Consider the following 19,725-nt stretch of genomic DNA (forward strand, 5'->3'; position numbering starts at 1 on the left):
GTGAGTGCACGCACACAGAACTCGTGGCTCCGCTTTTCGCGAGAGCGCCAACGTTCGATGGAGTGGGATGAGGAGTGACGCAAGAGGGTGAGCGGCAGGAGGGCTCACGGCCGACCCCGTGGCGTTCGCGCCGACGCGGATCGGGTCCTCGGCGGCATGGAGAAGGCGCCGCCCTGTCTGGGACGACGCCGACCCGGCTGACCACCGCTTTCGCCGACGAGCAGGCCGCACACGGCGATTTCCGCGTTACATCCACGCGGCGCCGGTCAACCCGCTCATGTACGGGATCAGTTCCCGGAGGCCGATCCGGGGAGTTCCACCGCCTCACGCAGCAGTTGTACGGGATGCCAGGCGTCGCGGCTCGTGCCGTGGAAGATCTGCTGGCGGCAGGAGACCCCGGTCGCCACCACCACGGTCTCCGGCGGCTCCGCCCGGACGGCGGGGAAGAGCCGGTCCTGACCGACGGTCATGGACACCTCGTAGTGTTCGGACTCGAAGCCGAAGGACCCCGCCATCCCGCAGCATCCGGCGTCCAGTTCGGACACCCGCACCCCGGGGATACGGTTGAGGAGACCCATGGTCGCGGCGGTGCCGACCTCCGCCTTCTGGTGGCAGTGCCCGTGGTAGAGCAGCCTGCGTCCGGCGAGCCAGGAGTCCTCGCGCAGCCGCAGCCGGCCGTCGTCGACCGCCTCGACCAGCAGCTCCTCCACCTGGCGCACCCGCCCCGAGATGTCCTTGACGGCGGAGTCGTTCGGCAGCAGCGCCTTGTGCTCGTCGCGCAGCGTCATCAGACAGGACGGCTCGCAGCCCACGATCGGTGAGCCGGGCTCCGTCGTCTCGGTCAGCAGATGGGCGAGCGCGAACGCCTTGTCCTTGGCGTCGTCCACCAGCCCCTTGGACAGACTGGACCGGCCGCAGCAGCCCCGGCTCTCCAACCGGACCTGCCAGCCCGCCAGCTCCAGCAGCTCGATCGCGGAACGGCCGATGTCCGGCTCGGTGAAGGTGGTGAAGGAGTCGGCGAGGAACGTGAGCGTTCCCTGCGTGACCGCCGGACGGCTCGCGGCGCCGCGCGCGTGCTTGCGGAACCAGCGCACCAGATTGCGCCGTACGAACACCGGCAGCGGGCGCTCGGACGAAATGCCCAGCCACCGGTCGAGCAGCACACGCAGCGGGCGAAGCCGCCCCGGCAGATTCGACAGCGGAGCCGCCACGGAACCAAGCCGGTTCAGCAGCCGGATCGAGCCGAAGATCCGCGACCGCACCGGTACCCCGTGCAGATCGTGATGGTGCGACAGCGACTCGGCCTTGAGCGTGGCCATGTCGACACCGAGCGGGCACTCGCTCTTGCACGCCTTGCACATGAGGCACAGATCAAGGATCTCGTGCAGCCGCTCGTCGCCGAGCGCCTTCGCGGGATCGGGTTCGGAGAGTGCCTTGACCAGGGCGTTGGCCCGGCCTCGGGTGGAGTCCTCCTCATTGCGGGTGGCCATGTACGAGGGGCACATGGCACCCGTACCGCTCTTGCGGCACAGCCCGATGTTCATGCACCGGTCGGCGGCGCCCCTCATGCCGCCCACCACCTCGAAGGAGAGACGGGTGCGCAGTGGCTCCGCGGGGGGCAGCGCCCGGTCGCGGAGGTTGTCCGTCATCGAGGGCGCGTCCACGATCTTGCCGGGGTTCATCAGGTTGTCCGGATCGAAGACCTGCTTGACCTGGCGCATCGCCTCGTACAGCCGCTCGCCGAAGATCTCCCGGTTGAACTCGCTCCTGGCCAGACCGTCGCCGTGCTCGCTGGAGTTGACACCGCCGTACTCCGTGACCAGGTCCTTGATCTCCACCGCTACCGCGCGCATGGTGGCGACCTGCCCCGGGTCGGTCAGATCCACGAACGGCCGGATGTGCAGACAGCCGACCGAGCAGTGGCCGTAGAAGCCGGCGGTCAGCCCGTGCCGGTCGAGCACCTCCTTGAAACGCTTGGTGTACTGCGGGAGATGGACCGGATCGACGGCCGTGTCCTCCACGAAGGCCTGCGGTCGGCGGGTGCCCTCGCCCGCCGCCATCAGCAGACCGAGGCTGGACTTGCGGACCTTCAGCAGGGCGGACTGCTGGGCCGGGGTGACGGCCTGGAGGGTGTGATAGCCGTGTCCGTGCCGCGCCCAGAGCGCGGTGAGCCGGTCCAGGCCGGCGAGCAGTTCCCGTTGGTCGTTCCCGGTGAAGCTGACGAACAGCAGTGCGTCGGGGTCGCCTTCGAGGATGCTGCCGAGCGAGGCGTACTCGATCTTCTGCCGGGACAGGTCCAGGATCGTACGGTCCATCAGCTCCACCGCGGCCGGGTCGCAGGCCAGGGCGTCCTCGGTGGCCTCGATCGCCGCGGCCGTGCTGGTGAAGTGACCGACGGCGATCACGGTGTGGCGCGGCTTGGGTACGAGATCGACCAGCGCCTCGGTGGCGATGAGGAGCGTGCCCTCCGAGCCCACGACGAACTTGGCCAGGTCGAAAGGCGCGCCCGGACGTGCCATCCGGTCCAGGCGGTAGCCGCACGCCCGGCGCCAGAACTTCGGGAAACCCTCCGCGATGGCGCCGGAGTTGGCCTCGACGATCTGCGGCAGCCGTTGGTAGAGGCTTCCCTCCAGAGTGGGCTGTGCTGCCCGGCGCGCCCGCTCCGCCTCGTCGACCGGTGCCAGCAGTGCCCGGCTCGCGTCGGAGAGTACGACATCCAGCTCCCGCACATGGTCGATGGTCATGCCGTAGCGCAGTGAGCCGCTGCCCGCCGAATTGTTGCCGATCATCCCTCCGACGGTGGCCCGGTTGCTCGTGGAGGTGTCAGGACCGAACATCAGCCCCAGCGGCCCTGCGGCTCTGTTCAGTTGGTCCTGCACGACCCCGGTCTGGACGAGGGCCGTGCGGCGGCCGTCGTCGATCTCCAGGATGCGGTTCATGTACCGCGACAGGTCCAGGACGAGCCCCGGTCCCACGGTCTGTCCGGCCAGACTGGTCCCGGCCCCGCGCGGCACCAGCGGTATGCCGTACTCCCCGGCCGCCGCCACCGCCGCCTGTACGTCGTCGGTGTGACGAGGGAAGACGACACCCATCGGGGTGATCGTGTACATGCTCGCGTCCCGCGAGAACAGATGCCGGGTGTAGTCGTCGAACCCCACATCACCGTCGAGCTCCCGCCGGAGCCGGTGTGCCAGGTCCTTTGCCGCAGCGCCGCCGACGCCGATCGCGGAGGCGTCCGAGCTGATCGTGGTCATGTTCTCTCGCTCCAAAGGTCGAACGGTCAGCGGTTGCGCAGCACGTCGAGGGCGTCTCCCAGGCCGCGCGGACCGATGGGTACGCCGGCGAGTTCGAGGCCCATCTGCACCCCGGCGAGCGTCCCGGCCAGGGTGAGGTCGTTGAAGTGGCCCAGGTGCCCGATCCGGAAGACCCTGCCGCTGAGTTTGCCGAGGCCCGCACCGAGGGACATGTCGAACCGGTCGAGGATGATCTCGCGCACCTTGTCGGCGTCCTGGCCGGAGGGCAGCAGCACCGCGGTCAGTGACCCCGAGTGCTCGCGCTCGTCGGCACAGAGCACTTCAAGTCCCCACCCGCGCACCGCGGCGCGGGTCGCCGCGGCGTGCCGGGCATGCCGGGCGAAGACCGCGTCCAGTCCCTCGTCGGCGAGCATGCGAAGGGCCTCCTCCAGGGCGTAGAGGAGGTTGGTCGCCGGGGTGTACGGGAAGTAGCCGCGGCGGTTGGCCTCGATGACCGGGTGCCAGTCCCAGAAGGACTTGGCCAGCCGGGCGGTGCGCGAGGCGGCGAGCGCCTTGCCACTGACGGCGTTGAAGCTGAGCCCGGGGGGCAGCATGAGCCCCTTCTGTGATCCCGCGACCGTGACGTCGACGCCCCATTCGTCATGGCGGTAGTCGATCGAGCCGAGCGAGGAGATGGTGTCGACGAGCAGCAGCGCCGGGTGGCCCGAGGCGTCGATGGCCTGCCGGATCTCGGAGATACGGCTGGTCACGCCGGTCGAGGTCTCGTTGTGGACGACACAGACGGCCTTGATCGTGTGCGTGCGGTCCGCCGCCAGCCGTTCGGCCACCGTCTCCGGGTCCGCGCCGTGGCGCCAGTCCCCGCGGACGAGGTCCACTTCCAGGCCGAGGCTCAGCGCCATGTCCTGCCACAGCGTGGCGAAGTGGCCGGTCTCGAAGCAGAGCACCCGGTCGCCCGGACTCAAGGTATTGACCAGTGCGGCTTCCCAGGCCCCGGTCCCGGAGGCGGGATAGATGACCACCGGGCCCGCGGTGCCGAACACCGGCTTGATCGCATCGAGCAGAGACAGGGTCAGGGCCGCGAACTCGGGTCCGCGGTGATCGATCGTGGGTGCCGACATGGCGCGGAGCACCCGGTCGGGGACGTTCGTCGGGCCCGGGATCTGGAGAAAGTGGCGGCCGGTACGGGAGGTCATGTGAGCGGCTCCCCTCAAGGGTTGTGCCGCATTGCGGCACGACGTATCGTATGGTGGCACGGCGGAGCATAGGGTTCGGTCAGGGAAGGAGTCAATGGATGCAGAGCGTCCTCAACGCGCTCAGGGCACTGGAGGAGGTGGCCGCGCGTCAGCCGGTCGGGGTTGCGGACCTGGCGCGGGCCATGGAACTCCCGAAGAGTTCCGTTCAGCGCGCGCTGGTCACCCTGCACGCCGCGGGCTGGATCCGCCCCGCCGGCGGCACCTCCACCCGATGGGTGGTCACCACCAAGGCGCTGCACGTCGGTCGGCACGCCTCCGGCGAACTGGGCCTGCGCGATGTCGCCGTGCCGGTGATGGAGGAGCTGCGCCGCCGGACCGACGAGACGGTCCACCTGGCGGTGCCCGAGGGGGGCAAGGTCGTGCTCATCGAGCGGCTGGAGACGGTCCAGCCGGTGCGCATCATTCTCCCGCTGGGGCAGATTCTGCCGCTGCACGCCTCAGCCAACGGAAAGGCCGTGCTGGCGGTGAGCTCTGCGGAGGTCATCGACCGGCAACTCACCGAAGGGCTGTCCGACTTCACGCCCACCACGATCACCGAGCCTCAGCGGCTGCTCGCCGAGTTGGCCGAGATCCGGGAGCGCGGATACGCGACGAACGGCGGCGAATGGCGTACGGATGTCTCGGCGGTCGCGGCGGCCGTGATCGGGAGCTCCGGACAGCCGGTCGCGAGCATCAGCGTCAACGTGCCGACAAGCCGCATGACCAGTGAAGACCGTTCCGCCTACGGCCTCTTGGTGCGGGAGGCCGCGGCGGCGGTCGGCTCCGCACTGGGCGGCGGGCGCGCCCCGGCGGGAGGTGGCGATCCGTCGGGCGGGAACTCTTGACGCCTTCTGACGCCGCTCCCATACTTCCGACTGCGGAAATAATCTTCCGCATAGTGGAAAAATTGGAGCCGTACTGAAGGCGAGGAAGACTCGTGTCAGATCACGTCATCTCCATCATCGGTCTCGTACTGATATTCACGGTCGCCACCGTATTCTCCGTACATATGGGTGCGCTGGCCATCGTGGTCACGTTTGTGGTGGGAACCGCGTTCGTGCATGAATCCGCGGACGATATCTTCGCGGGCTTCCCCGGGGATCTTTTCGTGGTGCTGGTCGGCGTGACCTTTCTCTTCGCGATCGCGAAGAACAATGGCACGGTGAACTGGCTCGTCCACGGGTCCATGAGAGTGGTGCGCGGCCGAATCGCACTCATCCCATGGATCATGTTCCTGGTCACCGCCGTGCTGACAGCTGTCGGCGCGGTGGTCCCGGCGGCCGTCGCGCTCGTCGCTCCGATCGGCCTGGGATTCGCGAAGCGCTACCGGATCAATCCACTTCTGATGGGCCTGCTCATCATCAACGGCGCCAGCGCGGGAGGCTTCTCACCCATCAGCGTGTTCGGCAGCATCACCAACGGAGTGATATCACGGAACAACCTGCCGGGAAATCCCGCGCTGTTGTTCCTCTGCTCCTTCCTCTTCAACGTCGTCCTCAGCCTCTTCGTGTTCTTCCTGTTCGGCGGGCGAGCGCTGCTGGGACGGCGGGAGACGGTGGCCGGCCCGGGGACGGCGTCGGCGAAACCGCGTGACCCTGACAGCACGGGCGTCGAGGGCCTCGGGGTCGTCGGAGGCGGCGGCCGGACGGGGGCCGCGCCCTCCGGGTTCCCCACGTCCTCGGCGGCGGTGGCGCCGACGAGCGGCGGCGGCCTGGCCGTCGCGGTCGCCGACGAATCCGTCGAGGAACCACCCCTGACCCTGGACCGCGCCCGTGCGCTCACCCTCCTCGGTCTGCTCAGCCTGGTCGGCGGATCCCTCTTCTTCGACCTCAATGTCGGGCTGATGGCCCTCTCCGTGACGGTCGTCCTCTCCCTCGTCTCACCGGAGTCGGCAAAGGGGGCGGTGGACGAATGCGCGTGGTCGACGGTCCTGCTCGTCTGCGGCATCGTCACGTTCGTCAGCCTGATGGAGCGGATCGGCACCATCAGCTACCTGGGCGAGGGCGTGGCCTCGGTCCGAACGCCGCTGCTGGGAGCCCTGCTGATCTGTCTGATCGGGGCGGTCGTCTCCGCCTTCGCCTCCACGACGGGCATCCTGGGCGCGCTGATTCCGCTGTCGGTCCCTTTCCTGCTGGGCGGTCAGGTCGGCACGGTCGGGCTGATCGTCGCGCTGGCGATCTCGGCGTCGGTGGTGGACTCCTCGCCGTTCTCGACCAGCGGGGCCCTGGTGGTCGCCAACTCGCCCGAGGAACGCCGGGACACGGTCTTTCGCGGTCTCATGGTGTGGGGCCTCGCCATGGCCGTGGTGGTACCCGTCGTGACCTGGGGACTGTTCGTCGTCCCGGGCTGGGCGTGAGCCGTTGGGCGCCAGGTCGGCGTCATCCCGTCCACCACCGACAGCCCAAGGGGGAGCGGCCCCTGCCCGGCTGAGAACGGTCAGATGATGAGCATGGAGTCTCCGTAGTAGTTGAAGCGGTACCGCCGCGGGATTACCTCGTGGCGGTAGGCGTTCATGAGGTGCTCGCGGCCCGTGAAGGCGGCCGTGAGCACCAACTCGGAGGTGCACGGGTCGTGAAAGTTGGTCATGAAGGCGTCACAGGCCCGGAAGCGATGGCCCGGGGTGATGCGCAGCCGGGTGAAGCCGGTGGTGGCGGGGAGGCGACCGTCCGGGTCGGCTGCGGTTTCCAGGGTGCGCATCACGGAGGTTCCGCAGACGATGATCCGGCCGCCGCGGGCGCGCCGTTCGTTGATGGTGTCGGCGGCCTGGGTGGTGATCTCGAAGCGTTCGGGAGGCGGGAAGTCGAAGGTGTCGGTCGCCGGTGACACGTCGAATTCGTTCTCGGCTTCGAGGTCGCCGGTGCCACCCGCGTCGATCAAGTCGCGGAAGCGGTGGCGGACGTCGTAGTGGGTGCGGGTGGCAAGGAACAGGGTGACTTCCGCGACCGCGGTTCCCCGCGAGCGCAGGCGGTCCAGGAGGACGGGGGTGAAGTGACGCCCTGCTGCCGGGAATCCGACGGCGCCGGGCCGGGAGGCGTAGACATTCTGGAAGGACTCCGGGTCGGCCGGGGGCTGTTTCAAGTAGCGGGAGTAGGCCGGTTCTGCGAGCCGGTACAAGGTGTCGGGGTCCGAGGGGTCGAGGGCGATGTGCCACAGGCCCGGAACTGTCTCGGCGATCAGACTGCATGTCACCTCGTGGTGGGGCCCGATCCGGAAGCGGGCCCCGGGCCGGCAGGCGGCGGCCGGCGCGATGTGGCAGTGCCACGTTCCGTCGTCGCGGGGCGAGTGCACGCTCACCACGACCGTGCGGCCGTGCTCGTGCTCACCGTCGAGGAACGTCGGCACGACCCGCGCATTGTTCAGCACCAACACATCGTCGGCACCCAGGTACTCGACGATCTCACCGAACCGCCGGTGTTCCACCTGCCCGGTGTGACGGCCCAGCACGGCCAGGCGCGCATCGGAGCGTTCACCCCCGAGTGCCTCCGGGGGCTCCTGGACGAGAAGGTCCTCGGGAAGGTCGAACCTGTAGTCCCGCGGATCCTCCACGGTGCGGTCCATACCGGCTCCTTCGTTCGGCGTATGCACGCGAACTCCCCGTCCGGATCACACCGCGGAGTGCGTGCGATCCACCCATTTAGCGGGCCTGGCCGCTCACTGGACAAGAGCGCGTCCCCAGGGAGGCCGAATTCGCCCGAGTTCGGTGACGACCGGCCCGGCTGTGGGGGCGTACGGCCGCAGGGCGTGATCCCGGCTCGGCGGGTTCGGGATGAGCGAGGGGAAGCGGAACTCCCGGGCTGCAACCGGGACAGGCCCCCGATCCCGGCGAATAGGGTGCAACAGTCAAAAGGGTGACCCGATTTCAGGCCATGCTCAGATCATGGTCCTGACGCGGGCCACCGGATGAGCCCCGAAGGATCTTCACGCGCAGGGCTCATTCGCAGCGGAATCTTCACTTTGTGATCCGTGGAGCGTCGGCACGGAGTGGAATCGAGGGTGGCGGCACCCGCATGACCTGCGAAGACATGTCCATATGACAGCCAACCAAAATTTCCCTGCTTCTGTGAACCGTCACTCCCCTGTAGTCATGGTCGCGGCGGCCCCAAACAGCCTGGGGGCCGCCTCATTCATGCTCATGGGGGTATTTATTATGTCCAGACTCACCCGCCGTCAGGCCCTCGGGGCCGTCACCGGCGCAGCCGCGGGCATAGCGCTCGTCGGCGTGGCCACCGCGTCCGCGGACACCGCGCCGGCCAAGGGCAACGGTAAGGCGGCCGCACCCGGCGGCACCGCAGGACCCGCGTCCTTCGACGAGGTATTCCAGGGCCGCCGCATCCAGGGCCGGCCCACCGAGGCTCATGCCCACGCCGGACACGGCACCGGCTACCGCGTCCTGGTCGACGGCCGCGAACTCCATGTGATGCAGCACGGAAAGAGCGGCTGGAGCAGCGCGATCAACCACTACGAGAGATTCGCCAGCCCGCACGAAGCCGCTCGCACCGCGGTCACCTCACTCAAGGGCGCCTCCGTCGTTCCCTTCGACCCCACAGCCTGAGCCAGGAGCAGCTGCCATGACCGTACGCAAGAACCAGGCGAACCTCACAGACGCCGAGAAGAAGGCATTTGTCGACGCTGTACTGGAGGTCAAGCGCAAAGGCGTGTACGACGAGTTCGTCGCCGCCCACCGTCTCCGCTTCGCGCTGGACATGAACACCGGGATATACGTGGGTCACTTCGGCCCGTCGTTCCTGCCCTGGCACCGCAAGTTCCTCATCGACTTCGAGAACGAACTCCAGAAGGTCGATGCGTCGGTATCGATCCCCTACTGGGACTGGACCGCCGACAACACCGTCGGCTCATCGATCTGGGCGCCGGACTTCCTCGGCGGCACCGGACGAGCCCTGGACGACCAGGTGATGGACGGCCCCTTCGCGTACTCCGCCGGCAAGTGGCCCATCACCGTCCAGGTCGACACCCGCCCGTTCCTCGCCCGCAATCTCGCCTACCGCGTCCCCACTCTCCCGACCCGGGCCGAGGTCGACGCCGCCCTCGCCATTCCCACCTACGACTCCGCGCCCTGGCGTGACGGCTCGTCCGGCTTCCGCTCCACGCTCGAAGGCTCGGCGGGTTATATGAGCATGCACAACCGGGTGCACACCTGGATCTGGGGTCAGATGGAGACGAGCGTTTCCCCCAATGATCCCGTGTTCTGGCTGCACCACTCGTTCGTCGACAAGCTCTGGGCCGACTGGCACACGCTCCACCCGAGCAGCGCTGAGTACCTCCCCGCCGGAGGGACCCCCGACGTGATCGATCTGAACGAGACCATGCCTCCCTGGACCGACACGACCCCACAGAGCATGCTGGACCACACCCCCTTCTACACCTATGCCTGAGTTCGGGGTGTGAAGGGTCTGCCGCCGGAATCGACAGCGTCTCGCCGTCGGTTCCGGCTCGCAGGTTCTCGCTGTGTGCGCTGATCTCCATGACGGACACGACACCGGGATGGCGGCCGTACTCCCACAGGAGCTGTGCCTGTCCTCGGAGGGCAAGCCCTTGTGGTCGTTGGCGTCGTTCGGAGCCTGTGGGTCCGCCGCAGGGCATTCACCGGGTCGCGCGCGGCGGCTTTCGACCGCTGGGAGTACGTGGCGGATGGCCACAGGCAGGCGTACGAGCCACACCCGCCCCCTTCGCCGCGTGTGCCTTCACCGGGGCGGTGCGGGCTCGGCGGTGCCGCGCCCACCCGCCGAGCTGTTTCTGCCGCCCGGCGTTCAGCTGGGGCAAGGGCGTGCGGCTTCCGCTTCTGTGCAGGCCACTTTCCCGGATTGTCACCCTCCAAGAGCCCGCCGGGCGCGGACGAAGTGGGGGAGGCCCGGCCGGTTCACACGCTGGAGCCGAACAGGGCTGTGCAGACGATGCCGCTGTTGCCGCAATGGTTGCGCGGCAGACTCAACGGCAAGCCGGCCTGGTTGCCGCTGCCCAACCCGCTCCCGGCCACCGTGGTGCCCGCCGCCTGTGCACCGCCCTGGCTGACGCAGGTGTTGCCGAACACCGCGTTCCCGATCCCGATGACGCTCGCGTGGGCGGCACCCGCCGGAACCAATGCCACCCCGGCCACCGCACCCAGCACCGCGGCCCGCGCCCCCACACGTCCGCCACCGCCGCCCGTACCGCGCATCTCCGCACCCATCGCGATTCTCCTTCATCCGGGACCGCGTCCCGGTGGCTGCTCGGACCAAGCGCGGCCGGACGAACCCGGGCCGCACTCCCGAACCAACGAGAGAACCCGGCTCCCGACACGCGGACTCCGCCCGTCCCCTCCGACGCGGGTCGCCAAGGAGATTCGCCGGCTTGTCCTCCAAGCCCCGGCCCCCGTCATCGCGAAGGCGCTCGGTTACTACGACAAGACAGCCACACGGCTGGTCACCGAAGCAGGCGGAACCTGGAGCCGATACGCCCCTGGCGACCATGTTCAGCAGAACCCCCCCGATGCCTGGGACCACCACGTCAACGGCGACGGAGACGACGCCGGCCTCACCTTCACCTGCCGGTTCCTCTCTCCTCCCCCGAAGCAACCACTGGCCGACGATCAAGACTCATGGCTGGGCCACATCGATCCGCACCGGACCACCGTGACCGGCGACTGCGGAGCACACCGTGATCCATACCTGGCGCAGCGGGATCAACGCGGCGGCCAAGTCCTACAGCGTCCGACGTATTCGACCACGGCGGACGGCACGTCCTCGGGTTCTCCAGCAGCGTCCCCAGGTGTGGTGAAGGCGGGTTTCTGGATCGCTCGGGTCGTCACGAGCTGACCAGAAGTCGATCCTGCGGGGTTGTGCGGATTCCGCAGTGCTTCCAAGATGGCACGGCGGTCCGGGCCACTGGTTCCGGACGTGCCTCGCGGTCCTCGGACAGTCGGGAGCCGGCTCGGCACAGACCGATCGGCGACGGCACAGGAGGACACGGGTGATACCCCACATACGGCTGCCGGGTCATGCGGCCGACTGGACGTCGACGGACCGGGCTGCGGTCGCTGCCGATATCGGTGGCGACCGCGGGCGCGAGGGGTTCTTCTTCATTCACAACCACGGCATCCCCGCCGACTTGATCAAGGCCGTCTACATGGAAATGCGGCAGTTCTACCAACTGTCCCTGACGGAGAAGAGTCAGTACGACGCCACCGAGCAGTCCCAGTTTCTGGGGTACCGCGGGCTCGGCAGGGAGCGAAGCCGCACCCACGGCGGAACTGAGTCATGCGAGCAGTACCGGATCGGCAACACCACTCACGAGCTGCCCATGCCAGCGTCGGTGGACTTCTATCACGCACATTTCCCGAAGTCCCTGGAACTCTTCCATCACTTGACTCACCTGGGTGACGGTATTCTTGCCGCCTGCGCCCTGGCTCTGGGGCTGGAGGAGGACTCGTTCACCGCGGCCCTGGGCAGTCCGCTGCACCGGCTGGGCCTCAACCACTACGGCGCGAGCCACCCCTCCGACGCGGACTCCACTGTCGGCTACGCGATGTCGCCGCACATCGACCTGTCCTCGCTGACCATCCTGGACCAGGACGAACCGGGCCTGGAGGTCCGTGACTCCGACGGAAAGTGGCTGGAAGTTCCCACCGTTCCCGGCACGCTGTTCCTCTTCCTCGGCGACTACGTGCAGCGATGGTCGAACGGACTGCACCGGGCAGCCCCGCACCGGGTCCGCAGGGTGCGCCGCGACAGGAAGTCGATCCAGTACAAGCACCGGCCCGACTACGGCGTCGTGGTGCGGCCACTGGACGCCCTCACCGGTCGGGCCGATCCGCCCGCATACCCACCGCTCAACACCGGCCCCGAGTACGTGGCCGTGCTGAGGTCGATTCTCGGCAGATGACCTGGCCGGTGAGCACCTGAAGCTGTCGGGGATCTCGGAAATCGAGCGTCCGCAGGGTGATCAGACTGCCTTGGCCACAGAGCGTCTCCTCTCAGGCGGACTCCATCAGCTCCTTGATCCGGGCCAGGTCGGCAGTGACCATGCCGGCGTCACGCTCGAATTCGGCGTCGCGCATCTCCGCCTGTCGGCGGAGGGCGACCACCACCTCGCTTCCCGTGCCGCTGACGATCACTCGGAACGGGTTGTGGACGGTCTCCCCGGAAGGCAGCGTGACGTCATGGTCGAGCAGACCCAGCTCATTGCGCGGCGCGAAGGTGACCGTGACCCGTCCCATGGGGGAGAGCTCCGCGACCCATTGATCTTCGATCTTCTCGATGGATCCTCCCAACCCATGTGCCCACGCAGGCAGATTGGCCGGGGCCGACGCGTAGGCGTACACATCGTCGAGAGCACGGTCGATATAGGCGCCGAGGTGGCGTGATTCCGTGCTGGAGCCGCAGTTCTCGGGTGAACGTCGCCGCCCGCCACCCTGATGGCGCCAGCCCGTACCAGTCCGCCGGTCCAGGGGGCCGGCGCGATCCTCAGCGCTCGGGCCGGTCCTGTACGTCGGCCTGACAGAGCGTGCGCCGGCTGACGGGGAAGGCGGATTGCGATCGCCCGCAGGGGCAGCTCTGATCAGGTGGGCGGCGGTTCGATCGCGAGGGCGTGCCGGAAGACGTCGCACGGGTCCCAGCGGGCTTTGACCCGTTGAAGGCGAGGGTAGTTGTCCTTGTAGTACAGGGTGTGCCAGGGGGCGCCGGAGGTGTTCCACTCGGGGTCGGTGAGGTCGACGTCGGGGTAGTTGATGTAGGACCCGTCGCTGACCTCGCCGGGGACCGGGACGCCCCCGGTGTCGCGGTACACGTCGCGGTAGAAGTCGCGGATCCAGGCCAGGTTGGCCGCGTCGTCGGACTCGTCGGCCCAGACGGTGTAGTAGACGGCCTTCATGACCGAGTCGCGCTGTGCGACGGCGGTGGCGTGCGGGGGTACGGTGTTCACCTGGCCGCCGTAGCCGACGGTGAGCATGCCACTGTCCGTGCTGCCCGCGCTGTTCGTCAGGTGGCGGTAGACGGCGGAGAGTTGGGTGTCGGTGAGACGGCGCCGCAGGTAGCCGGCTTTGTCCTTGTAGCGGCGGGTGATCACGTTGCCGGCTTCGCCGGTGCCCGGCCAGGTCATGGCGTGCAGCCAGGGCATGATGCGCCGGAGGTTGACGAGTTCGGTGGCGCCCGCGCCGGTGGTCACAGCGGAGACGAAGCCGGTGAGCAGGGCGTCGGCGTCCGGGAGGCCGGCATCGATCTGCGCGACCAGCTGGAAGCTGCCGGAACTGCGGTGCCCCGTGAGCAGGACCGCGTAAAGGCTCGTCGCGGGTGAGCCGGGTGCGCTGTTGTGCTCGTGCCAGGTTCCGAAGTTGCGCAGCAGGGCGGTGAACGCCTGTTCGTTCATTTTCTCGTCCCAGGCCCAGATGACCAGACACTCCAGCAGCCCGCGCGGCGCGGGTGGCAGCAGCTTCGCAGGGTCACCGTGGGGGCGGGTGCCGGTGCCCGTGGCACCAGAGTCGTGGGAGCGAAGCCAGTAGCGGGTGACGACGCCGAAGTTGCCGCCACCGCCGCCGGTATGGGCCCACCACAGGTCGTGGTTCGGATCGTCCGGGTCGCGGGTGGCAACCACCGCGCGGGCGTCGCCGTCCTGGTCGACGACCACCACCTCGACGGCGTGGAGATAGTCCACCACCGAACCGTAGCGGCGCGAGAGCGGCCCGTACCCGCCGCCGGCCAGGTGCCCGCCGGCGCCGACCTCGGGGCAGCCGCCGGCCGGGATCGTCACGCCCCAGCCCTTGAACAGGGTCCGGTACACCTGCCCGAGAGTCGCTCCCGGTTGTACGGCGAAGGCGCCCATCACGGGGTCGAAGCCGACGGCGTCCATGGGGGAGAGGTCCAACAGGAGCCGCACCGCGGGATCGGCGGTGAAGTTCTCGAAACAGTGGCCCCCGCTGCGCACTGCGATCCGCCGCCCGGAGCGGACGGCGTCGGCGACGGCCTGTACCACCTGCTCGGTGGAGCCGACCACGCGGATCTCCTCCGGCCGGCCGACGAAGCGGAAGTTGTCGCCGCGCAGCAGGCTGTCGTAACGGGAGTCATCGGGGCGGACCGAGACCGGTCCGAACGGCGTCGCCTCCGGCCCGCCGTCACCACCCGCCGGGCCCGAGCCCCCGCCGGTCGCCGCCTCGGCGGCCGTGCCGGTCAGGCCGCCGACCGCACCGCCGACCGCCACCGTACCGGCCCGGGTGAGCAGTTGGCGGCGTCCCAGCCGCTCGTCCTTCGACCGGTCCATCGCATCCTCCGTCCGCCACGGCCATCCGTCCGCGCACGCTACACGCACCGTCCGGCCGAACCGGCCTGCCGCACCCGATTGCTGACCCGGCATCACTCTGCGGGGGCGCGTCTCTGATCGCCAGGAGGGCTCAGTGACCAGGACCAAGCGGATCGCCACGATGTTGGCGGGCACAGCGGCCGCTCCCACCACCATCGCGCCCACGTACGCATCGAACGCGCCTGTTTCTCCGCGTACCGCGGTGGCCCGCTACGACCAAGCGGAGTCGTACGCCGACGAAGCGGGGCCACCGGACCACGACCACGCGTACTGGCCTTACAGGCGGTACCAAGCCCGCCCCGCGTATGAGTCGCCAGGTCTTACGGATACCGACGACCGCCGCAACCAGCGCGACGACCGTGAAGATGACGACCAGGAATGGGCTCTCGCACCTGGCCGCGGTGACGACCGTCCAGACGAAGACAACCCAGTCCACCCAGGTCCGCTTCAACAACGCCACCGAGCCGCTCACGATCCCTTCCCGGCGGGACAGTAGATCACGCGGTGGAAGCCGTCGGATGGGCTGAGCGTTCGGGTCCGTGGAGGAGATGGCGCCCCGGCCGAAGGAACCGCTGTTCCCGTCGAACGCGTAAATCGCGGTGCGGTCGGTCTACGAGCACGATGAGGCGCTACTGATGGAGGCCCCGGTGCACGATGGCCGGAGCCGGACGGTAGGGGCACCCGCTTATCAGTACTCCTGGGGACGCGGGAAGGGCATGTGGCGGCGGGACGCCGCCGCTCCTGCAAGAGCTACGGCGAAACGGCGGAGGTCAGGGCACCGGCACCGGCATGCGGTTGTCACCCGGGCGGCGGGGGTTTTCACTCTCCCGCTCCGGTGGGAGGGCGCACGGCGCCGGGCGGGCGAACGCTGAGGCGAAAGCCCCTCCTCCGAGCGTAAGAGAGATCACTCATGGCTGTGTCCCGTCCCCCCTCCCGTGTCCGGCGCCGCATAGTGCGCGTGACCGCCCTCTCCCTGGCCCTGACTGCGGCGGTGCTGGCGACCGGGCCCGCGATCGCCGGCGGTGACCCGTCCGGCGCCGGGAATCCAGAGCCCACCGGTCGGGGTGTGAAGCCGACGGTGGTGCTGGTCCACGGCGCGTTCGCGGACGCGTCCGGCTGGAACGGAGTGGCCGAGCGGCTCCAGCACCGGGGGTACAAGGTCGTCGCACCGCCCAACCCGCTGCGCGGAGTGCTCAGCGACTCGGCCTACATCGCGTCGGTCCTGAAGTCGGTCAAGGGCCCGATCGTGCTCGCGGGCCATTCGTACGGCGGTGCGGTCATCAGCCAGGCGGCGGCCGGGAACAAGAACGTCAAGGCGCTGGTGTACGTGTCGGCGTTCATGCCGGACGTGGGCGAGAACCCCGCCGCGCTGTCGGCGAAGTTCGCGGGCAGCGACCTCGCGCCCGCCCTCAGGCCGGTCCCCTACACAGACGGCACGACCAGCGGCACGGACCTCTACATCCAGGACGACAAGTTCCACGCCGTGTTCGCCGCCGACCTGCCTGAGGCACAGACGAGACTGATGGCGGTCGAGCAGCGCCCCGTAGCCCAGGCCGGTTTCGCGCAGAGCGCGACCGCCGCCGCGTGGAAGACGATCCCGTCCTGGTTCATCGTCGCCAGGAACGACAAGGCCATCGCCCCGAACCTGGAGCGCTTCGAGGCCAGGCGCGCCAAGTCGCACACCATCGAGGTCGACTCGTCGCACGTTGCGATGATCTCTCACCCCGACCTCGTCACGGACCAGATCCGCGCCGCCGCCCACGCCACCGCGGGCGACGCGAAGTAACGCCACACCCTCCCCGCGGGTCCCAGGCCGTCGCCGCGTTCGTCCTGACCCGCAGGGCGGATCCGGGTACGCCCTCCGGGCCGGCGAGACGTGGCACCGGGAGGCCAGGGCGCACAGTGCCGCAGAAGCGCTGCGTCGGGGCACATGGTGATCAATTGATTTACGTCGCGCTCACAGCAGGAGAGTGGACGACGTGCAGCCCCCAACGGATAGGTGCGGAAACATGACGGACAAGCCCACGATCGTTCTGGTTCACGGCTTCTGGGGCGGTGCCGCCCACTGGGGAAAGGCCATCACCAACCTTCACGGCCGCGGCTACGACTCGCTGCACGCGGTGGAGATGCCGCTCACATCGCTGGCCGACGACGCCGAACGGACCCGCAAGATGGTCCGCCAGGTCGACGGGCCGGTGCTGCTGGTCGGGCACTCCTACGGCGGCGCGGTCATCACCGAGATGGGAGACCTCCCCAACGTCCTGGGCCTGGTCTACATCGCCGCGTTCGCTCCCGACGCGGGGGAGAGCCCCGGGCAGATCAGTCAGGAACTGGCACCGGCCGCGTTCGAGAACCTCGCCCCGGACTCCGACGGCTACCTGTGGATCAAGCAGGACAAGTTCCGGTGGAGCTTCTGCCAGGACCTCGACGCCGACGAATCCCGCGTCATGGCCGTCACGCAGAAAGCGCCGCTCGCCTCCACCTTCGGCGACAGCATCACCGTACCCGCCTGGCGCAACAAGCCCGTCTGGTACCAGATCTCGGCCGACGACCGCATGATCCACCCCGACAACGAACGGAAGATGGCCCAGCGGATGAACCCCCGCAAGACCATCGAACTCAACACCGGCCACGCCTCCCTGGCCTCCCAGCCGGGCCCGGTCACCGACCTCATCGACGAGGCCGTCCGCACCCTCGCCAAGCCGTAGGGAGCCCCTGGGAAACAGCCGGGAGACGATTATGGCGGCGGTCTGCCCCGGAGTGACTGCTCGCTCCCGGCAGGTTCGTACGAGGGCCGGGACCGGGGTCCTCACGACCGCCCACTCGCGCCCGCGCGCCCGCACACGAAGCCGCCTACGGCCGGCCGCCACGGAGGTACCCGCCATGCTTGCGTCCTGGTACGACGAACAGGGCTCCGCCGCCGATGTCCTGCACGTGGGCGAACTGCCCGATCCCCGGCCCGGCCCCGGCGAGGTCCGCGTCCGCGTCACCGCCTCCGGCGTCAACCCCGGAGATACGAAGAAGCGGCTCGGCCGGCTCGGCTCGTCCATGCTGTACCCGCGGGTGATCCCGCACAGCGACGCGGCCGGAGTCGTCGACGCCGTGGGCGAAGGCGTCGACAAACGCCGGGCCGGGGAGCGAGTGTGGGTGTACGGTGCCCAGTCCTACCGGCCTTTTGGCACCGCGGCCCAGTACACCGTCGTGTCCGACCGGCAGGCCGTACCCCTGCCGGACCACCTCAGCGATGATCTCGGCGCGAGCCTCGGCATCCCCGGCATCACCGCCCACCGCGCTGTATTCGCCGACGGCCCGGTCGACGGGAAGTTCGTGCTCGTCCACGGAGTCCTCGGCGGCGTCGGTTCCCTTGCCGCCCGGCTCGCCCGCTGGGCCGGTGCGACCGTGCTCGCCACCGTCCGGCACAACGCGGACCTCGACCATGTCGACCGCGCCGTCGTCTCCCATGCCGTCGCCCTGGAGCAGGAGGACCCGGCAGCGGCGATCCGGGCGTATGTCCCCCAGGGCGTCGATCGGATCATCGAGGTGGCCCTGTCCGACAATGCCGACCTCGACAACACCGTCGCCGCCAACAACGCCGTCATCGCCGCCTACGCCACCCGCAGCGGCCGTCCACAACTCCCCTTTTGGCCAATGCTGTTCAACAACGTCACCCTGCGGCTGCTCGGCAGCGACGATTTCCCGGCCCAGGCCGTACGGCAGGCCGTCCGCGACCTGACCGCTGCGGCGGCCGTCGGAGCCCTCACCATCGATGTCGGCGACCGCTACCCGCTGGAAGACATCGCCAAGGCCCACGACCGAGTCGACACGGCAAGCCGTGGCCGCGTTCTGCTCACCGTCCCCCAGTGACGCGTGCCCCCTGCGGGTCCTTTGGAGGCCAGTGTGGCCGTCGTGTTGCTCAGCCAGGGCCTGTTGCGCAAGTGGATCGTCTGTCAGACCTGCCTGGGATGCTCCGAGCATGGAGATGACAGTGCAGCTGACGATCGACTGCTCCGATCCGCAGAGAATGGTGACTTTCTGGGCCGAGGCCCTGGACTACGTGCCTGAGCCTCCGCCGGGCGGGCACGCCACATGGCGTGCTCACTGGGCGGCGATGGGGGTGCCCGAGGCAGAGTTGCCGGCCGGTGCGGGAGACATTCCGGAGTCGATCATCGATCCCGCGGGACGTGGACCGAGGGTGTGGTTCCAACAGGTTCCGGAGCCGAAGGTCGCCAAGAACCGGTGGCACTTCGACCTGAAGGTCGGTGGGGGCCGTGACGTCCCACTGGACGTCCGCACACAGCGGGTCAGGGCTACGGCGGAACGGCTGGTCAAAGCTGGTGCCACCGTGCTGCGGATCAAGGACGAGCCGGACATGGGGCTCTACGCCGCCGCCATGCAGGACCCCGAGGGCAACGAATTCGACGTCGTCTGAGGGTCGTTGCGACGGTGCTGGTCACAGCCACTCGTTCACGGCTGCGACCAGCACCGTCGGCTCGCAACGGACGGAGAACTTGTCGTACCTTGCGGCCACTGTCCTGTGCCTGTTGAGTCGGTTGATGCCGCACTCGACCGTATGGCGCTCGCGGTAATCCACCGCATCGAAACGTGGCGGGCGGCCGCCACGGGAGCCGAGCTTCCTGCGGTTGCGGGCCTGGTCAGCCTCGTACGGGATGGTGCAGCGGATTCCACGGCGGCGCAGGTAAGCGCGGTTCTTGCGGGAAGAGTACGCCCGATCGGCGCGTACTCGATCGGCGGACGCGTGGCCGGTCCGGTCCGATGCGAGGTACGCGGACATTCTCCAGCACGGGCTCGAATTGCGGCGAGTCGCCGCGCTGCACGGCCGTCACCACGATCGACATAGGCTTTTGGCCTTGCTCGACAACCATGTGCAGCTTGGCGGTGAACCGCGTGAACGCCCCGGCCCGTGATCACAGGGCTCGTCCAGCACTCCGCCC

General features: G+C 68.8%; 17 protein-coding genes. 10 read left to right on the forward strand and 7 right to left on the reverse strand.

Annotated elements, in window-relative coordinates; translation table 11 throughout:
* Nucleotides 1-287 precede the first annotated feature (287 nt).
* Nucleotides 288-3,254 carry an FAD-binding and (Fe-S)-binding domain-containing protein gene (locus OG413_RS38940; RefSeq protein WP_266814005.1) on the reverse strand — a complete coding sequence of 989 codons (2,967 nt, stop codon included), beginning with the start codon at nucleotides 3,252-3,254 and terminating at the stop codon, nucleotides 288-290.
* Nucleotides 3,255-3,280: 26 nt separating this feature from the next.
* Entirely contained in the window at nucleotides 3,281-4,447 is a 1,167-nt protein-coding gene (locus tag OG413_RS38945) for an alanine--glyoxylate aminotransferase family protein (RefSeq protein ID WP_266814007.1), read from the reverse strand.
* Between the two features lie 98 nt (nucleotides 4,448-4,545).
* Here OG413_RS38945 and OG413_RS38950 point away from each other — a divergent pair, with 98 nt between their 5' ends.
* Together OG413_RS38950 and OG413_RS38955 are read left to right on the forward strand one after the other, a co-directional pair.
* Nucleotides 4,546-5,331: an IclR family transcriptional regulator gene (locus OG413_RS38950; RefSeq protein ID WP_266814009.1), complete on the forward strand. Its 786-nt coding sequence runs from the start codon at nucleotides 4,546-4,548 to the stop codon at nucleotides 5,329-5,331.
* A gap of 92 nt (nucleotides 5,332-5,423) precedes the next feature.
* Nucleotides 5,424-6,842, forward strand: a complete 1,419-nt coding sequence (locus tag OG413_RS38955) for an SLC13 family permease (protein ID WP_266814011.1) — start codon at nucleotides 5,424-5,426, stop codon at nucleotides 6,840-6,842.
* A gap of 80 nt (nucleotides 6,843-6,922) precedes the next feature.
* Here OG413_RS38955 and OG413_RS38960 read toward each other — a convergent pair whose 3' ends face one another.
* The gene (locus tag OG413_RS38960; protein ID WP_266814013.1) at nucleotides 6,923-8,044 is read right to left on the reverse strand and encodes an S-adenosylmethionine:tRNA ribosyltransferase-isomerase; all 1,122 of its coding nucleotides are present in this window, start codon (nucleotides 8,042-8,044) and stop codon (nucleotides 6,923-6,925) included.
* A 589-nt stretch (nucleotides 8,045-8,633) separates the two neighbouring features.
* Between OG413_RS38960 and OG413_RS38965 the strand changes: the two genes are divergently transcribed.
* Together OG413_RS38965 and OG413_RS38970 are read left to right on the forward strand one after the other, a co-directional pair.
* Complete coding sequence (locus OG413_RS38965) at nucleotides 8,634-9,038, forward strand: tyrosinase cofactor (protein ID WP_266814015.1); 405 nt, start codon at nucleotides 8,634-8,636, stop codon at nucleotides 9,036-9,038.
* Nucleotides 9,039-9,054: 16 nt separating this feature from the next.
* Nucleotides 9,055-9,879: a tyrosinase family protein gene (locus OG413_RS38970; RefSeq protein ID WP_266814017.1), complete on the forward strand. Its 825-nt coding sequence runs from the start codon at nucleotides 9,055-9,057 to the stop codon at nucleotides 9,877-9,879.
* Between the two features lie 485 nt (nucleotides 9,880-10,364).
* Here OG413_RS38970 and OG413_RS38975 read toward each other — a convergent pair whose 3' ends face one another.
* Nucleotides 10,365-10,673 carry a chaplin family protein gene (locus tag OG413_RS38975; RefSeq protein ID WP_266814019.1) on the reverse strand — a complete coding sequence of 103 codons (309 nt, stop codon included), beginning with the start codon at nucleotides 10,671-10,673 and terminating at the stop codon, nucleotides 10,365-10,367.
* A 779-nt stretch (nucleotides 10,674-11,452) separates the two neighbouring features.
* Here OG413_RS38975 and OG413_RS38980 point away from each other — a divergent pair.
* Entirely contained in the window at nucleotides 11,453-12,364 is a 912-nt protein-coding gene (locus tag OG413_RS38980) for a 2OG-Fe(II) oxygenase family protein (protein ID WP_266814021.1), read from the forward strand.
* A 91-nt stretch (nucleotides 12,365-12,455) separates the two neighbouring features.
* Here the strand turns inward: OG413_RS38980 and OG413_RS38985 are convergent, their stop codons facing one another.
* Together OG413_RS38985 and OG413_RS38990 are read right to left on the reverse strand one after the other, a co-directional pair.
* Nucleotides 12,456-12,824: an SRPBCC family protein gene (locus tag OG413_RS38985; protein ID WP_266814300.1), complete on the reverse strand. Its 369-nt coding sequence runs from the start codon at nucleotides 12,822-12,824 to the stop codon at nucleotides 12,456-12,458.
* Between the two features lie 215 nt (nucleotides 12,825-13,039).
* A complete protein-coding gene (locus tag OG413_RS38990) occupies nucleotides 13,040-14,734 on the reverse strand; it encodes an FAD-binding oxidoreductase (protein WP_266814022.1) in 1,695 nt (564 codons plus the stop codon).
* Nucleotides 14,735-15,138: 404 nt separating this feature from the next.
* On the opposite strand from OG413_RS38990, the gene OG413_RS38995 reads away from it, so the two are divergent.
* The 5 genes from OG413_RS38995 (at nucleotide 15,139) to OG413_RS39015 (ending at nucleotide 19,202) form a co-directional block, all read left to right on the forward strand.
* Nucleotides 15,139-15,300 (forward strand): hypothetical protein, encoded by a 162-nt coding sequence (locus OG413_RS38995; RefSeq protein ID WP_266814024.1) that lies wholly within the window; start codon nucleotides 15,139-15,141, stop codon nucleotides 15,298-15,300.
* Nucleotides 15,301-15,683: 383 nt separating this feature from the next.
* Nucleotides 15,684-16,559, forward strand: a complete 876-nt coding sequence (locus OG413_RS39000; RefSeq protein WP_266814026.1) for an alpha/beta fold hydrolase — start codon at nucleotides 15,684-15,686, stop codon at nucleotides 16,557-16,559.
* Nucleotides 16,560-16,782: 223 nt separating this feature from the next.
* On the forward strand, nucleotides 16,783-17,481 hold the full coding sequence (locus tag OG413_RS39005) for an alpha/beta hydrolase (RefSeq protein WP_266814028.1): 699 nt from the start codon (nucleotides 16,783-16,785) through the stop codon (nucleotides 17,479-17,481).
* Nucleotides 17,482-17,656: 175 nt separating this feature from the next.
* The gene (locus OG413_RS39010) at nucleotides 17,657-18,637 is read left to right on the forward strand and encodes an NADPH:quinone reductase (protein WP_266814030.1); all 981 of its coding nucleotides are present in this window, start codon (nucleotides 17,657-17,659) and stop codon (nucleotides 18,635-18,637) included.
* A gap of 109 nt (nucleotides 18,638-18,746) precedes the next feature.
* A complete protein-coding gene (locus OG413_RS39015) occupies nucleotides 18,747-19,202 on the forward strand; it encodes a VOC family protein (RefSeq protein WP_266814032.1) in 456 nt (151 codons plus the stop codon).
* A gap of 21 nt (nucleotides 19,203-19,223) precedes the next feature.
* On the opposite strand, the gene OG413_RS39020 is transcribed toward OG413_RS39015, so the two are convergent.
* Complete coding sequence (locus OG413_RS39020) at nucleotides 19,224-19,565, reverse strand: transposase (RefSeq protein ID WP_266814034.1); 342 nt, start codon at nucleotides 19,563-19,565, stop codon at nucleotides 19,224-19,226.
* Between the last annotated feature and the right edge of the window lie 160 nt (nucleotides 19,566-19,725).

This window comes from Streptomyces sp. NBC_01433 (assembly GCF_026340105.1).
Taxonomy (GTDB): Bacteria; Actinomycetota; Actinomycetes; order Streptomycetales; family Streptomycetaceae; genus Streptomyces.